Source organism: Leclercia sp. UBA2479 (assembly GCF_002341985.1).
GTDB classification, from domain to species: Bacteria; Pseudomonadota; Gammaproteobacteria; order Enterobacterales; family Enterobacteriaceae; genus Enterobacter; species Enterobacter pneumoniae.
This window is the reverse complement of record NZ_DDPB01000006.1, coordinates 445461-462183: the sequence shown is the minus strand read 5'-3', so window position 1 is coordinate 462183 and position 16723 is coordinate 445461. Positions and strand designations below refer to the sequence as shown.

The window sequence follows — 16723 nt, the reverse complement described above, 5'->3', positions numbered from 1 at the left end:
AGAATTATTGGCTTAATATAGGGATTAATAAATTGCTGATTTTTTGTCAGGAGTTCCTCTTTTATGGCCTCTGGTCGCCTGCAACAACAATTCATCCGCCTGTGGCAATGCTGTGAAGGCCAGACCCAGGATACTACCCTCAGTGAACTGGCCGCGCTGCTTAACTGTTCGCGCCGCCATATGCGTACCCTGCTCAATACGATGCAGCAGCAGGGCTGGCTGAACTGGGAGGCCGAAGCCGGACGCGGTAAACGCTCGCGCCTCACGTTTTTGTATACCGGCCTGGCGCTGCAGCAACAGCGGGCCGAAGACCTGCTGGAGCAGGATCGGATCGATCAACTGGTGCAGTTAGTCGGAGATAAAGCCGCGGTGCGGCAGATGCTGGTTTCTCATCTGGGCCGCAGTTTCCGCCAGGGGAAGCATATCCTGCGCGTCCTCTACTATCGACCGATGAAAAACCTGATGCCGGGTAGCGCATTACGTCGATCCGAGACCCACATGGCGCGGCAAATCTTCAGCGGGCTGACCCGCATAAATGAGGAAAACGGGGAACTGGAAGCCGATATCGCGCATCACTGGCAGCAGATTGCCCCCCTTCACTGGCGCTTTTTTTTACGGCCCGGCATCCATTTTCATCATGGCCGTGAACTGGAGATGAGCGATGTGATTGCCTCGCTTGAGCGCGCCAGAATGTTGCCGCTCTATTCCCACATCGTTAGCGTTCAGTCTCCTACCGCGTGGACGCTGGATATTCACCTCTCTGAACCAGACCGCTGGCTGCCGTGGCTGCTGGGTTACGTCCCTTCAATGATTTTGCCGCGTGAATGGGAATCGATGCCTAAGTTTGCCAGCCAACCCGTGGGGACAGGCCCCTATGCGGTGGTGCGCAATAACAATAATCAGTTAAAGATTCAGGCCTTTGACGATTACTTTGGCTATCGCGCGCTGATCGATGAAGTAAACGTCTGGGTATTACCCGATATCAGTGAAGAGCTGAGTCCAGGGCTGACGCTTGAGGGGCCGACCGAAGGGGAGAAAGCGGTAGAGAGCCGTCTGGAAGAGGGGTGCTATTACCTGCTCTTCGACGCGCGATCCCGACGCGGTGCCAGCCAGGAGGTCCGTCAGTGGATCAGCCAGATCCTCTCTCCCGCTAAATTGATCTATCAGGCGGAAGCGCAGTACCAGACTTACTGGTTCCCCGCCTGGGGCTTGCTGCCTCGCTGGCACCATGCCCGGCCAGGATGTGGCGAAAAACCTGCAGGTCTTGAGAGCATTACCTTGACTTACTACCGTGAACACGTTGAACACCGGATCATCGGCAGAATGATGAGCGCTATGCTGGCCGCCGAAGGGGTAAAACTGGAAATAGTGGAAGTGGATTATGACGCGTGGCATCGCGGCGATATCGTCAGCGATATCTGGCTAAATAGCGTGAACTTTACTCTGCCGCTCGATTTCTCGCTCTTCTCGCACCTGTATGAGGTCCCGCTGCTGCAAAACTGCATTCCCCGCGACTGGCAGCAAGACGCCGCCGAGTGGCGGGCGGGTGAGATGAACCTCGCGGTGTGGTGCCAGCATCTATTGGCACAGCAAGCGATGGTACCGCTTATTCACCACTGGCTGATGATTCAGGGTCAGCGCAGTATGCGTGGTCTGCGGATGAACACGCTCGGCTGGTTTGACTTTAAATCGGCGTGGTTTGCGCCGCCGGAGCCATAACACTTTCGTAATATTCACCAAATCATTACAATACTGCCGTTCTCAACGGGGTGCTGCGCGAAAGCGTGTGCTGAGAAAATACCCGTCGAACCTGATCCGGATAACGCCGGCGAAGGGATTTGAGGCTGTCACTCAAAATCCTTTGCCACTCAACATTGAGGTGCAAAGTGTTAAAAAAAGCTCTTCCCCTGCTGGCCCTGCTGGCGCTGCCTGCTTTCGCTAAACCCGTGCTGACGGTCTATACCTACGACTCCTTCGCCGCTGACTGGGGCCCTGGCCCGGTGGTCAAAAAAGCCTTTGAAGCCGACTGCAATTGTGAACTGAAGTTCGTGGCGCTGGAGGATGGGGTTTCCCTGCTCAACCGGCTGCGCATGGAAGGTAAAAACAGCAAAGCCGACGTCGTGCTGGGGCTGGATAACAACCTGCTCAATGCGGCCACCCAGACCGGATTGTTTGCCAAAAGTAATGTCCCGAACGATGCAGTAACTGTGCCGGGTGGCTGGAAAAATGACACCTTTGTGCCTTTCGATTATGGTTACTTCGCCTTCGTTTACGACAAAACCAAACTGCATAACCCACCGAAGAGCTTGAAAGAGCTGGTTGAAAGCGATCAAAAATGGCGCGTGATCTATGAAGATCCCCGCACCAGCACGCCGGGTCTCGGCCTGCTGCTGTGGATGCAGAAAGTCTATGGCGATAAAACCCCGGAAGCCTGGCAGAAACTGGCTGCCAAAACGGTGACCGTCACTAAAGGCTGGAGCGAAGCGTACGGGCTCTTCCTGAAAGGAGAAGGGGACCTGGTGCTGAGCTATACCACCTCCCCGGCCTATCACATCATCGAAGAGAAAAAAGAGAACTATGCTGCCGCTGACTTTGCAGAAGGACACTACCTGCAGGTGGAAGTGGCTGCCCGCACCGCAGCCAGCAAACAGCCAGAACTGGCAGAGCAGTTCCTGAAGTTTATGGTCTCGCCGGCCTTCCAGAAGGCAATCCCGACCGGTAACTGGATGTACCCGGTGACCGATGTTGCGCTGCCTGAGGGCTTTAATAGCCTGGTCAAACCGAAAAATACGCTGGAGTTCACCCCGCAACAGGTTGCGGATAAGCGTGCTGGCTGGGTAAGTGAATGGCAACGCGCCGTCAGCCGTTAATCGCGGGCTGGCTCATACCGGGGCTGACGGCCGCCACGCTGTTGGTGGCTGTCGCTCTGGGCGCCTTTCTGTCGCTGTGGTTCAGTGCGCCCGACGCCGACGTCTCTGCGCTGTGGCACGACAGTTATTTATGGCACGTCGTACGCTTCTCATTCTGGCAGGCCTTTTTGTCAGCCCTGCTCTCCGTCGCGCCCGCCATTTTGCTGGCGCGTGCGCTGTATCGCCGTCGTTTTCCCGGCAGGCAAGCCCTGCTGCGCCTGTGCGCTATGACGCTAATACTGCCCGTGCTGGTCGCCGTGTTTGGCATACTCAGCGTCTATGGCCGTCAGGGCTGGCTGGCCCAAATTTGTGCAGCGATCGGGCTGAACTGGCGCTTCTCTCCCTATGGCCTGCAGGGGATCTTACTGGCCCACGTCTTCTTTAATTTGCCTATGGCCACCCGCCTGCTCTTACAGGCGCTGGAGAACATTCCCGGCGAGCAACGCCAGCTTGCCGCCCAGCTCAATATGCGCGGCTGGTCCTTCTTCCGCTTCGTTGAATGGCCATGGCTACGCCGCCAGATCCTCCCTACTGCCGCACTAATCTTTATGCTCTGCTTCGCCAGTTTTGCCACTGTGCTCTCACTCGGCGGCGGGCCGCAGGCGACCACCATTGAGCTGGCTATCTACCAGGCCCTGAGCTATGACTATGATCCTGGCCGGGCGGCGCTGCTGGCAATCATTCAGATGGTCTGTTGTCTGGCTCTGGTCTTACTGAGCCAGCGTCTGGGCAAAGCCCTCGCCGTAGGCACAAGCCAGCTCAGCGGCTGGCGCGATCCCCAGGACAGCCTGCGTAGCCGACTTACGGACGCTATGCTGATTACGCTGGCACTGCTGCTGCTGCTGCCGCCGCTACTGGCGGTCGTGGTGGATGGCCTTAACGGGAATCTTTTCAGCGTGCTGCAACAGCCGGTGCTCTGGCAGGCGTTAACGACCTCGCTACGCATTGCCGCAGGCGCCGGCCTGCTCTGCGTGATCCTGACCATGATGCTCCTCTGGAGCAGTCGTGAGCTCTATGCCCGGCAGGCCACTGCCGCAGGACAGCTGCTGGATTTGAGCGGCATGCTGATTCTGGCGATGCCCGGCATCGTACTGGCGACCGGCTTTTTCCTGCTGTTTACCCGCACCGTCGGGCTGCCCGCTTCGGCGGACGGCATTGTCATTTTTACCAATGCGCTGATGGCCATCCCTTATGCCCTTAAGGTTCTGGAAAACCCGATGCGCGACCTCAGCGCCCGCTATACGCTGCTTTGCGGATCATTAGGGATGCAGGGGTGGCAACGGCTAAAGGTGGTGGAACTGCGCGCCCTGAAACGCCCGCTGGCGCAGGCGCTGGCCTTTGCCTGCGTACTCTCGATTGGTGATTTTGGGGTGGTGGCGCTGTTTGGCAATGACGATTTCCGCACCCTGCCGTTCTGGCTCTATCAGCAGATTGGCTCCTATCGCAGCCAGGACGGAGCCGTTACGGCGCTTCTGCTCCTGATGCTCTGCTTTGCCTTGTTTACCGTTATTGAAAAACTTCCGGGGCGTGATGCTAAAACTGACTGATGTGACCTGGCTTTACCAGCACCTGCCGATGCGTTTTACCCTCTCTGTGCCGCAGGGAGAGTCGGTTGCCATCCTCGGCCCAAGCGGTGCGGGGAAAAGCACCCTGCTCAATCTGATCGCCGGTTTTCTGCAGCCCGCCAGCGGGACAATCTTGATAGAAAACCGGGATCACACCTGGACGCCCCCTTCCCGGCGCCCGGTGTCGATGCTGTTCCAGGAAAACAACCTTTTTACCCACCTGAGCGTTCGGCAGAACATCGGGCTGGGGATGCACCCTGGCCTGAAGCTCAATGGCGATCAACAGCGCAAGCTCGCGACCATCGCCGGCCAGATGGGTATCAGCGATCTGTTGGACAGGTTGCCAGGAGAGCTCTCCGGGGGCCAGCGCCAGCGTGCCGCGCTGGCGCGCTGCCTGGTGCGAGAACAGCCGATATTACTGCTGGACGAACCCTTTTCCGCCCTCGATCCTGCTCTGCGTCAGGAGATGCTATTGCTGGTCAAAGAGGTCTGCGAGCGTCAGCAGCTCACCATGTTGATGGTGTCGCATAGCGTGGAAGATGCGGCCCGCATCGCCAGACGTTCGATAGTCGTGGCTGACGGGCGTATCGCCTGGGACGGTGAGACCCGCGTGCTGCTTAGCGGCGACGCCAGCGCCTCGCATCTGCTGGGCATTGCGCGCGGTTAACGGCTCACGACCTTCAACAGAATCTCACCATAGACGGGCATCAGCGGGTGGCGAATAAGCGCCACCAGCGCCACCACCGCCACGCCCAGCAGCAGGGGTGCCAGCCACAGTAATCGCGATCGCGGCAGCCAGGCGCTCAGCTTATCGACGTTAGCCCGGGTACTGCGCCACAGACGCCAGCAGAGCCAGGCCGCCAGCCAAAGCAGCAATGCCGTTGCCAGCAGTAACCACTTAAAGCCGCCGCTATCCTGACCTGCAGGAATATCGATAGCCGCTCCGGCCAGAATGCCAGGCAAGAAGTAGAATGGCGGCCAGAAGAGGCAGCCAATGATATTTGGCACAATGAATTTTTTGATCGGCAGATCGAGCATGCCAGCCACCATGGGCACCAGCGGACGCGTCGGGCCAACAAAACGTCCCACCAGAATCGTAAACATGCTGTGTTGATGCAGGGCATGCTCGGTTTTATCCAGCAGCGCTTTGTTCTTTTTCATGAAAGACCAGCGATGCAGCGGCTTTTTGAAACGCCAGCCCAGCCAGAACGAGATCCAGTCGCCCAGCAGGCAACCGATAATGCCCGCCAGCCAGGCCTGCCAGAAATTAACCTCGCCGCTACCTATCAGCGCGCCAAGACCAGCCATCATCACCGTACCGGGGAGGATCAGCCCGACCAGCGCCAGCGATTCCAGAAAAGCCACCAGCGCAACGGCAATGAGGGAGTAAGTAACGGACTGGGTGATGAAGTGTTCCAGCAATGCCTGCATAACTTTTCCGGTCAGATAACGAAGCAGGGATTCTGCGAAGAGCCGCCTGCTGCGTCAAGACATCAATTGTCTGAATAGTTTACCGGGTGTGAACAGACTTGCGCCATGTCGTTTATCTTTTTTTACGCTTTATTCACAACCTGCACGGAATTCGCTGGGGCTGGCGCCGGTGCATTTCTTAAAGACGCGAGAAAAATAGAGCTGATCCTCAAACCCGACATTGCGCCCGACGCTGGCGATCGGCATGCGGGTGGTACTGAGCAACAGCTTGGCCTGGCTGATACGCTGATCTTCGCGCCAGCTCAACACGCTCACCCCCAACTGCTGGCGGAACAGATGCGAGAGGCGTGACGGCGACAGGCAGACATGCTGGGCTACGCTGGCAATATCAAACTGGCTGTCCGCCAGATGATCGCTAATGTACTGGCAGGCATCGCGCACCCGGTGATCCAGCGGCGGGTTAAGGGATTCATTGATGGCTTCCATACGTCTGAGCAGCAGTTGCTCCAGCAGGTTAATTGCCAGCAGCTCGGCATAGCGCCCCCCCGCCTGCCCTGCCTCGATGATCTGCGCAAACAGTTCACGAAACAGCGGTTGATGCACCTCGTCCGGGCGATAGAAACCGGTGTGGGCAAACATGGATGGCCAGCTCAGCCACTCCTGCCAGTAAGCGCGCGGACGGAAGTAGACCCACTGGTGATACCACTCGCTGGCATCCGGATGACGACCATAGTGGTGAACCTCCCCGGGAGGAAAGAGGAGGATGTCGCCCGGACGGCAGACAAAGGTCTGATCCTGATTTTTAATCACGCCTTCGCCACGCACCGTCAGGTTAAGGATATAGCCCTTCATACCCAGCGGGCGATCGATATAAAAATCGAGATATCCCTCAGCCTCAATAGGGGTCAGCCCCGCCACCAAATGCGCGTTGAACGAATAGCCTGGCAGTAAGGGATCGTTTTGCGTTTCAGCCATAAATTCAATACTCCTGGCAGAGGGTAAGGAAACCAATTGTCCATATCTACAGAGCCGACCTGAAAAAAGGCGTCTGAAAGCCGTGAACGGGATGACTTCTCGTTAAGGTACGGCGCTTTAGCGTACTGCGTCACATTTTCGCCGTATCAGAGGCCGATAATCAGTAACAAAAGTGTCTATAACTACGGCAGAAATGTCCACATTGAATATTTGCACAGCGTCACACTTTCCACAGGCATAGCAAAATTATCCATAAGATTAGCGAATCCTGCCTGACGATTTTTCCCCCCACTCTCTAATGTTCTTCCATACCTGTATTTTGATGGAGCAGCACCATGGCAATTGCAATTGGCCTCGATTTTGGCAGTGACTCGGTACGCGCCCTGGCAGTGGAGTGCACAACCGGTCAGGAGATAGCGACAAGCGTGGAGTGGTATCCGCGCTGGCAAGAGGGGCGTTATTGCGATGCGCCGAACAACCAGTTTCGTCATCACCCCCGTGACTACATCGAGTCGATGGAAGCGGCGATCAAAACCGTACTCGCCGGGCTGAGTGCGGACCAGCGTAGCCAGATTGTGGGCATTGGCGTGGACAGCACCGGCTCGACCCCCGCCCCCATTGATGCCGACGGCCACGTTCTGGCGCTGCGCCCTGAATTTGCCGATAACCCGAATGCTATGTTCGTGCTCTGGAAAGACCATACCGCAGTTGAAGAAGCCGAGGCCATCACCCGTTTGTGCCATCAGCCGGGTAAGAGCGATTACTCACGTTATATCGGCGGTATTTATTCCAGCGAGTGGTTCTGGGCCAAAATCCTGCACGTGACCCGCCAGGATCCCCGCGTTGCCCAGACAGCAGTGTCGTGGATCGAGTTATGCGACTGGGTTCCGGCCCTGCTGTCTGGCACCACCCGCCCGCAGGATATTCGCCGCGGCCGCTGTAGCGCCGGCCACAAATCCTTGTGGCACGAAAGCTGGGGCGGTCTGCCACCCGCGACCTTCTTTGACGAGCTCGATCCCATCATCAATCAGCATCTCGACCACCCGCTGTTTACCGATACCTGGACCGCAGACGTGCCGGTGGGCAACCTCTGCGCCGAGTGGGCTGAACGTCTCGGTCTGCCACAAACCGTAGCGATCGCCGGCGGCGCGTTTGACTGCCATATGGGCGCCGTGGGCGCAGGTGCGCAGCCAAACACCCTGGTGAAAGTCATCGGCACTTCGACCTGCGACATCCTGACCGCCGATAAAGCCAGCGTCGGCGAGCGTGCGGTAAAAGGTATTTGCGGCCAGGTTGATGGCAGCGTCGTCCCCGATTTTATCGGCCTGGAAGCGGGTCAGTCGGCGTTTGGCGATATCTATGCCTGGTTTGGCCGCGTGCTGGGCTGGCCGCTGGATCAACTGGCAGCGACCCATCCGGAACTGAAAACGCAGATTGCCGAGAGTAAAAAACAGCTGCTGGTGCAGCTCACCGATGCCTGGGCGAAAAACCCCTCCCTGGAGCATCTGCCGGTGGTGCTCGACTGGTTTAACGGCCGCCGTACCCCCTTCGCTAACCAGCGCCTGAAAGGGGTGATTACCGATCTTAACCTGGCGACAGATGCGCCGGCGCTGTTTGGCGGTCTGATTGCCGCTACCGCCTTTGGCGCACGCGCCATTATGGAGTGTTTCACGGAGCAAGGAATTGCCGTCAACAACGTGATGGCGCTGGGCGGTATCGCCCGTAAGAACCCGGTGATCATGCAGGCCTGCTGCGACGTTCTGAATCGACCGCTGCAAATTGTCGCCTCCGATCAGTGCTGCGCGCTCGGTGCCGCCATCTTTGCCGCCGTGGCCGCTGGGGTCCATGCCGATATTCCTGCTGCGCAACAGCATATGGCCAGCGCCGTGGAAAACACCCTTCAGCCGCGTACCGCCCAGGCGCAACGCTTTGAACAACTTTATCAGCGCTACCAGCAGTGGGCGAAAAGCGCTGAGCTTCACTATCTCCCTGTCGCCGCACCGGCAAAAAACAGCCCGGAATCCACGGCAACCCTGACACATTAAGGACACGATAATGACGATTTTTAATAATTATGAAGTGTGGTTTGTGATTGGTAGCCAACACCTCTACGGGCCGGAAGCCCTGCGCCAGGTGACGCAACACGCTGAACATGTGGTCAATGCCCTGAATGCCGAGGCCAAACTGCCGTGCAAACTGGTGTTGAAACCGCTGGGCACCTCCCCGGACGAGATCACCCATATCTGCCGCGACGCAAACTACGACGATAAATGCGCAGGCATGGTGGTGTGGCTGCACACCTTCTCCCCGGCAAAAATGTGGATCAACGGCCTGTCCATTCTCAATAAGCCGCTGCTTCAGTTCCATACCCAGTTCAACGCGGCCCTGCCGTGGGACAGCATCGACATGGACTTTATGAACCTGAACCAGACCGCTCACGGCGGCCGCGAGTTCGGCTTCATTGGCGCGCGTATGCGTCAGCAGCATGCCGTGGTCACGGGCCACTGGCAGGATGCTCAGGCACACAAACGCATTGGCGCCTGGATGCGTCAGGCGGTCTCTAAACAAGATACCCGTCAGCTCAAAGTGGTGCGCTTCGGCGACAACATGCGCGAAGTGGCCGTTACCGACGGCGACAAAGTGGCTGCGCAGATTAAATTTGGTTTCTCCGTGAACACCTGGGCCGTGGGCGACCTGGTACAGGTGGTGAATGAAGTTGCCGACGGCGACGTTAGCGCGCTGGTGGACGAGTATGAGAGCAGCTACCGCCTGACGGCCGCCGCGCAGATTAACGGCGACAAACGTCAGAACGTGCTGGATGCCGCGCGAATCGAACTGGGGATGAAACGCTTCCTTGAACAAGGCGGCTTCCATGCCTTTACCACCACCTTCGAAGATCTTCACGGCCTGAAACAGCTACCAGGCCTGGCGGTTCAACGTCTGATGCAGCAGGGCTACGGCTTTGCGGGCGAAGGCGACTGGAAAACTGCCGCTCTGCTTCGCATTATGAAAGTGATGTCAACCGGTCTGCAGGGCGGCACCTCCTTTATGGAGGATTACACCTACCACTTCGAAAACGGCAACGATCTGGTACTGGGCTCACACATGCTGGAAGTATGCCCAACCATCGCCGTGGAAGAGAAACCGACCCTCGACGTGCAGTATCTGGGCATTGGCGGTAAAGCGGATCCGGCACGCCTGATCTTCAATACCCGTACCGGCCCGGCTATCAACGCCAGCCTGATCGACCTGGGCGATCGTTTCCGTCTGCTGGTGAACTGCGTGGATGCGGTCGAAACCCCGCACGCCCTGCCGAAGCTGCCGGTAGCCAACGCCCTGTGGAAAGCACAGCCAGACCTGGCGACCGCCTCCGAAGCCTGGATCGTGGCGGGCGGTGCCCACCATACCGTCTTTAGCCATGCGCTGGATCTGAGCGACATGCGTCAGTTCGCTGAACTGCACGACATTGAAATTGCCGTCATTGATAACGACACCCGCCTGCCAGCCTTTAAAGACGCGCTGCGCTGGAACGAAGTCTACTACGGCTCAAAACGTTAACAGGGGAACCTTTGGCCTGCCGCAGGGCGGGCCTCTTTTTCCTGGAGGAATGCATGTTAGAAGATCTGAAACGTCAGGTACTGGAAGCGAATCTGGCGCTGCCGAAGCACAACCTCGTTACCCTCACATGGGGTAACGTCAGCGCTGTCGACCGTGAGCAAGGTGTCTTTGTCATCAAACCCTCAGGGGTGGATTACAGCGTTATGACCGCTGAAGACATGGTGGTGGTCAGCATTGCCACCGGCGAAGTGGTGGAAGGAACCAAAAAGCCCTCTTCCGATACGCCAACCCACCGCCTGCTTTATCAATCATTCCCGTCGATTGGCGGCATTGTGCACACCCACTCACGTCATGCCACCATCTGGGCTCAGGCCGGTCAGTCTATTCCCGCCACCGGAACCACCCATGCGGACTACTTTTACGGCACCATCCCCTGCACCCGTCTGATGACCGATGCCGAAATTAACGGCGAATACGAATGGGAAACAGGTAACGTCATTGTCGAAACCTTCGAGAAACAGGGGATCGACGCGGCGCAGATGCCGGGGGTGTTGGTTCACTCCCACGGCCCGTTTGCCTGGGGTAAAAACGCCGAGGATGCGGTTCATAACGCCATCGTGCTGGAAGAGGTGGCTTATATGGGCATCTTCTGCCGCCAGCTGGCGCCGCAATTACCCGATATGCAGCAAACATTGCTGGATAAGCACTACCTGCGTAAGCACGGCGCAAAAGCCTATTACGGGCAGTGAGCACCGCCTCTCCCCTGTCGGGGGGAGGGGTAAGCCAGGGCCTTCCGGCCGAACACACCTGTATAAAACCCCAGCAAAAACCCTTTAACCAGGCTATAATCACGCCTGGTTTTGTTTGATGGGATAATGGCGTGACGCAGGCGCGAGAAGGCTTTTTACTGACCCGACACTGGCGAGACACGCTGCAAGGTACCGAGGTGGCGTTCTGGCTGGCTACGGACGAGGGTCCGCTGCATGTTACGCTACCGCCGCAGGAATCGGTGGCCTTTATTCCCGAACCTCATGTTGAAAAGACCCGAACGTTGCTGCGCGACGAAAACGGCTGGCGCCTTACGCCGCTTGCATTAAAAGATTTCCAGCGCCGCACGGTGTATGGCCTTTACTGTCGCGGTCACCGCCAGCTTATGCGCTTTGAAAAAGTGCTGCGCGAGGCGGGCGTTACCCTCTATGAGGCCGATATCCGGCCGCCTGAGCGTTTTTTAATGGAGCGCTTTATCACCGCCCCCGTCTGGGTCGATGGCACCCTGCAGGGTAACCGGCTGGTCAATGCGCGGCTAAAACCAAATCCTCACTATCGCCCGTCGCTAAAATGGGCCTCGCTGGATATCGAAACCACTCGTCACGGTGAGCTCTACTGCATTGGCATTGAGGGGTGTGGCCAGCGGGTTGTCTATATGCTGGGGCCGCCGAATGGCGAGGCTTCTGGCCTCGATTTCCAGCTGGAATATGTTTCAAGCCGCCCCCAGCTTCTCGAAAAACTCAACGCCTGGTTTGCCCAGCACGATCCCGATGTGCTCATCGGCTGGAATGTGGTGCAGTTCGATCTGCGCGTTTTGCAAAAGCATGCGGAACGCTATCGTATCCCCCTGCTTCTGGGGCGCGACAACAGCGAGCTGGAGTGGCGCGAGCACGGCTTCAAGAATGGGGTCTTCTTTGCGCAGGCCAATGGACGCCTGATTATCGACGGCATCGAAGCGCTGAAATCCGCCTTCTGGAATTTCTCGTCATTTTCCCTCGAAGCGGTGGCCCAGGAGCTGCTCGGCGAAGGAAAAGCGATCGATAACCCCTGGGACAGGATGGACGAAATTGACCGCCGTTTCGCCGAAAACAAACCTGCCCTCGCTACCTATAACCTGAAAGATTGCGAGCTGGTGACCCAGATTTTCCATAAAACGGAAATCATGCCTTTTTTGCTGGAGCGCGCCACGGTCAACGGCCTGGCGGTGGATCGTCACGGGGGCTCGGTAGCGGCCTTTAGCCATCTCTATTTTCCTCGCATGCACCGGGCGGGCTATGTGGCCCCGAATCTCGGCGATGTGCCGCCGCAGGCAAGCCCTGGAGGCTACGTGATGGACTCCAGGCCAGGGCTGTATGACTCGGTGCTGGTGCTGGATTACAAAAGCCTTTATCCCTCTATCATCCGCACCTTTTTAATTGATCCTGTGGGTCTGGTAGAGGGGATGGCGCAGCCAGATGACACCCACAGCACCGAAGGCTTTCTCGGGGCCCATTTTTCCCGTCAGAAACACTGCCTGCCCGAGATCGTCAGCCAGATCTGGCATGGCCGCGACGAAGCAAAGCGTCACGGCAATTCGCCTCTCTCTCAGGCACTGAAGATCATCATGAACGCCTTCTATGGCGTGCTCGGCACCAGCGCCTGCCGCTTTTTCGATCCCAGACTGGCCTCGTCGATCACCATGCGTGGACATGAGATCATGCGCCAGACGAAGGCGTTAATCGAATCCCAGGGCTATGAGGTGATTTACGGCGATACGGACTCGACCTTTGTCTGGCTAAAAGGCCAGCAGAGCGAAGACCAGGCCATGGCCATTGGCAAACGGCTGGTCGCCTACGTCAATGACTGGTGGCAAAACCATTTGCAAAAAGAGCGGTTAACCAGCGCGCTGGAGCTGGAGTATGAAACCCATTTCTGCCGTTTCTTAATGCCCACTATTCGGGGTACCGATCAGGGCAGTAAAAAACGCTACGCCGGGCTGATTCAGCAGGGCGATGACCAGCGCATGGTGTTTAAAGGGCTGGAGACGGTGCGTACCGACTGGACGCCGCTGGCCCAGCGTTTCCAGCAAGAGCTCTACCTGAAAATCTTCCGCAATGAGCCCTACCAGGACTATGTCCGGGAGACCATTGCCAGCCTGATGGCGGGCGCGCTGGATACACAGCTGGTCTACCGTAAGCGGCTGCGTCGGCCGCTGGCGGAATACCAGCGCAATGTGCCGCCGCACGTGCGTGCTGCCAGGCTTGCCGATGAAGAGAATGTCCGTCTGGGGCGTGCGCAGCAGTATCAGAACCGCGGCACGATCAAATACGTCTGGACTACCAGCGGGCCTGAGCCGGTGGACTATCAGCGCTCGCCGCTTGACTATGATCACTACCTCACAAAACAACTTCAGCCCGTGGCGGACGGAATTTTACCCTTCCTGGACGACGATTTTGCTACACTGATGACTGGGCAGATGGGGCTATTTTGACAGGTGACGAAATCGCTGCCATCCAGTACCATAGCGCCCTTTCCATTCCCGGACCCATATTTTAATGACTGTCGATCTTCGACGGTGGTTGAACTATTGCCTGCAATTTAAAGAGTAGAGCCGAACATATATGCCTTTTACACTTGGTCAACGCTGGATCAGCGATACAGAAAGCGAACTTGGATTAGGAACGGTTGTGGCGCTGGATGCGCGAATGGTGACTCTCCTCTTCCCCGCTACCGGTGAAAACCGTCTGTACGCTCGCAATGACTCCCCTGTTACCCGCGTCATGTTCAACCCGGGCGACACCGTGACCAGCCATGAAGGCTGGCAGCTGAAGATTGAAGACGTAAAAGAAGAGAATGGACTGCTTGCCTATATTGGCACGCGCCTCGACACGGACGAGAGCGATGTGATGCTGCGCGAGGTGCTGCTTGATAGCAAACTGGTCTTCAGCAAACCTCAGGATCGTCTGTTCGCCGGTCAGATTGACCGTATGGACCGTTTCGCCCTGCGTTATCGCGCGCGTAAATTCCAGAGCGAACAGTACCGCATGCCCTGGAGCGGCCTGCGTGGCCAGCGCACCAGCCTGATTCCGCATCAGCTCAACATTGCCCATGACGTAGGCCGTCGCCACGCACCGCGCGTACTGCTGGCAGATGAGGTTGGCCTGGGTAAAACCATCGAAGCGGGCATGATCCTGCATCAACAGCTGCTCTCCGGCGCCGCCGAGCGCGTGCTGATTATCGTTCCGGAAACCCTGCAACACCAGTGGTTGGTGGAGATGCTACGTCGCTTCAATCTGCGTTTTGCGCTGTTTGACGACGAGCGTTACGCCGAAGCCCAGCACGATGCAGATAACCCCTTCGAAACCGAACAGCTGGTGATCTGCTCGCTGGACTTCGTCCGCCGGAGCAAACAGCGCCTCGAACACCTCTGCGATGCGGAATGGGATCTGATGGTGGTGGATGAAGCGCACCATCTGGTCTGGAGCGTCGATGCGCCAAGCCGCGAATATATGGCTATCGAAGAGCTGGCCGAGCGCGTGCCGGGCGTATTGCTGCTGACCGCTACGCCAGAACAGCTGGGGCTGGAAAGCCACTTTGCCCGCCTGCGCCTGCTCGATCCGAGCCGTTTCCACGATTTCGAGCTGTTCGTCGAAGAGCAAAAAAATTATCGTCCGGTTGCCGATGCGGTAGCGCTACTGCTGGCAGGCAAACATCTTTCTAATGATGAGCTTAATACTCTGAGCGATCTGATTGGCGAGCAGGATATCGAGCCGCTGCTGCAGACGGCCAACAGCGGGCATGACGGTGCAGAAGCTGCACGCCAGGAGCTGGTCTCTATGCTAATGGACCGCCACGGCACCAGCCGCGTGCTGTTCCGTAATACTCGCCATGGTGTGAAAGGCTTCCCGAAACGCGAACTGCACACCATCAAGCTGCCGCTGCCGACCCAGTATCAGACGGCCATTAAGGTCTCCGGCATTATGGGCGCGCGTAAAAGCGCTGAAGATCGCGCCCGTGACATGCTCTATCCCGAGCAGATCTATCAGGAATTCGAAGGGGATACCGGTACCTGGTGGAACTTCGACCCGCGCGTTGAGTGGCTGATGGGCTACCTGACCGCGCATCGCTCCCAGAAGGTGCTGGTGATTTGCGCCAAAGCCGCCACTGCGCTGCAGCTGGAGCAGGTGCTGCGCGAGCGCGAAGGTATCCGCGCCGCCGTGTTCCACGAAGGGATGTCCATTATCGAGCGCGATCGCGCTGCCGCCTGGTTTGGCGAAGAGGATAGCGGCGCTCAGGTACTGCTCTGCTCCGAGATCGGTTCTGAAGGGCGTAACTTCCAGTTCGCCAGCAACCTGGTGATGTTTGACCTGCCGTTTAACCCGGACCTGCTGGAGCAGCGTATTGGCCGTCTGGACCGTATTGGGCAGGCGCACGATATTCAGATCCATGTGCCTTACCTGGAAAAAACGGCTCAGAGCGTGCTGGTGCGCTGGTTCCACGAGGGTCTGGACGCGTTTGAACATACCTGCCCGACCGGTCGCACTATTTACGATCAGGTGCATGGCGATCTGATTGGTTACCTGGCCGCGCCGGAAGAGACCGAAGGCTTTGACGAGCTGATTAAATCTTGCCGTGAAAAACATGATGCGCTTAAAGCGCAGCTGGAACAGGGCCGCGATCGCCTGCTGGAGATCCACTCCAATGGCGGCGAAAAAGCACAGCGCCTGGCCGAAAGCATTGAAGAGCAGGATGACGATACCAGTCTGATCAGCTTCTCTATGAATCTGTTCGATATCGTGGGCATTAACCAGGACGATCGTGGCGAAAACCTGATTGTGCTGACGCCTTCCGATCATATGCTGGTGCCGGATTTCCCGGGCCTGCCGGAAGACGGGTGCACCATCACCTTTGAACGTGATGTGGCCCTCTCACGCGAGGATGCGCAGTTTATCACCTGGGAACATCCGCTGATCCGCAACGGTCTGGATCTCATTCTCTCCGGCGATACCGGCAGCAGTACCATCTCGCTGCTGAAAAACAAGGCCCTGCCGGTGGGTACCCTGCTGGTAGAACTTATCTACGTGGTTGAGGCCCAGGCGCCAAAACAGCTGCAGCTTAACCGCTTCCTGCCCGCGACGCCGGTACGCCTGCTGCTGGATAAAAACGGCACCAATCTTGCCGCGCAGGTCGAGTTCGAAAGCTTTAACCGTCAGCTCAGCGCGGTAAACCGCCATACCGGCAGCAAACTGGTGAATGCGGTACAACAGGACGTTCATGCCATCCTGCAACTGGGTGAAACGCAGATTGAGAAAGCGGCTCAGGCATTGATTGACGCGGCGCGCAGCGAAGCGGATGAAAAACTCTCTGCCGAGCTCTCTCGCCTCGAAGCCTTGCGTGCAGTGAACCCGAACATTCGTGATGATGAGCTGGCGGCGATTGAGAGCAACCGTCAGCAGGTGCTGGAAAGCTTGCAGCAGGCTGGCTGGCGTCTGGATGCGCTGCGCCTTATCGTCGTGACGCATCAGTAACCGGAGCGCA

11 protein-coding genes and 1 riboswitch are annotated in these 16723 nt (G+C 57.6%); of the genes, 9 read left to right on the top strand and 2 right to left on the bottom strand.

Annotated features, from left to right (window positions below):
- The first annotated feature begins 63 nt into the window (after window positions 1-63).
- The 4 genes from sgrR to thiQ all read left to right on the top strand — a co-directional run bounded on the left by sgrR (window position 64) and on the right by thiQ (window position 5141).
- Window positions 64-1719: an HTH-type transcriptional regulator SgrR gene (gene sgrR / locus B3B59_RS07105; protein WP_286808515.1), complete on the top strand. Its 1656-nt coding sequence runs from the start codon at window positions 64-66 to the stop codon at window positions 1717-1719.
- A gap of 36 nt (window positions 1720-1755) precedes the next feature.
- A riboswitch (TPP riboswitch) is annotated at window positions 1756-1855 on the top strand.
- A gap of 31 nt (window positions 1856-1886) precedes the next feature.
- Window positions 1887-2870, top strand: coding sequence for a thiamine ABC transporter substrate binding subunit (thiB, locus tag B3B59_RS07100; RefSeq protein ID WP_233801950.1), 984 nt, complete (start codon window positions 1887-1889; stop codon window positions 2868-2870).
- Window positions 2846-4456: a thiamine/thiamine pyrophosphate ABC transporter permease ThiP gene (thiP, locus tag B3B59_RS07095; protein WP_286808513.1), complete on the top strand. Its 1611-nt coding sequence runs from the start codon at window positions 2846-2848 to the stop codon at window positions 4454-4456. Before thiB ends, thiP begins: the two co-directional genes overlap by 25 nt.
- On the top strand, window positions 4440-5141 hold the full coding sequence (gene thiQ, locus B3B59_RS07090; RefSeq protein WP_233801948.1) for a thiamine ABC transporter ATP-binding protein ThiQ: 702 nt from the start codon (window positions 4440-4442) through the stop codon (window positions 5139-5141). The genes thiP and thiQ overlap by 17 nt, the downstream gene beginning before the upstream one ends.
- On the opposite strand, the gene B3B59_RS07085 is transcribed toward thiQ, so the two are convergent.
- Window positions 5138-5905, bottom strand: coding sequence for a DedA family protein (locus B3B59_RS07085; protein WP_046885000.1), 768 nt, complete (start codon window positions 5903-5905; stop codon window positions 5138-5140). The two genes, thiQ and B3B59_RS07085, sit on opposite strands and share 4 nt — an antisense overlap.
- Window positions 5906-6034: 129 nt before the next feature.
- A complete protein-coding gene (gene araC, locus B3B59_RS07080; RefSeq protein WP_046885001.1) occupies window positions 6035-6880 on the bottom strand; it encodes an arabinose operon transcriptional regulator AraC in 846 nt (281 codons plus the stop codon).
- 335 nt (window positions 6881-7215) lie between these two features.
- Between araC and araB the strand changes: the two genes are divergently transcribed.
- The 5 genes from araB to rapA all read left to right on the top strand — a co-directional run bounded on the left by araB (window position 7216) and on the right by rapA (window position 16713).
- A complete protein-coding gene (gene araB, locus B3B59_RS07075) occupies window positions 7216-8925 on the top strand; it encodes a ribulokinase (RefSeq protein ID WP_286808510.1) in 1710 nt (569 codons plus the stop codon).
- Between the two features lie 10 nt (window positions 8926-8935).
- Window positions 8936-10438, top strand: a complete 1503-nt coding sequence (araA, locus tag B3B59_RS07070; protein WP_046885003.1) for an L-arabinose isomerase — start codon at window positions 8936-8938, stop codon at window positions 10436-10438.
- 53 nt (window positions 10439-10491) lie between these two features.
- Window positions 10492-11187: an L-ribulose-5-phosphate 4-epimerase gene (araD, locus tag B3B59_RS07065; protein WP_040077200.1), complete on the top strand. Its 696-nt coding sequence runs from the start codon at window positions 10492-10494 to the stop codon at window positions 11185-11187.
- A gap of 131 nt (window positions 11188-11318) precedes the next feature.
- The gene (polB, locus tag B3B59_RS07060; protein WP_286808507.1) at window positions 11319-13676 is read left to right on the top strand and encodes a DNA polymerase II; all 2358 of its coding nucleotides are present in this window, start codon (window positions 11319-11321) and stop codon (window positions 13674-13676) included.
- Between the two features lie 130 nt (window positions 13677-13806).
- The gene (gene rapA, locus B3B59_RS07055; RefSeq protein ID WP_286808505.1) at window positions 13807-16713 is read left to right on the top strand and encodes an RNA polymerase-associated protein RapA; all 2907 of its coding nucleotides are present in this window, start codon (window positions 13807-13809) and stop codon (window positions 16711-16713) included.
- Window positions 16714-16723: the final 10 nt, after the last annotated feature.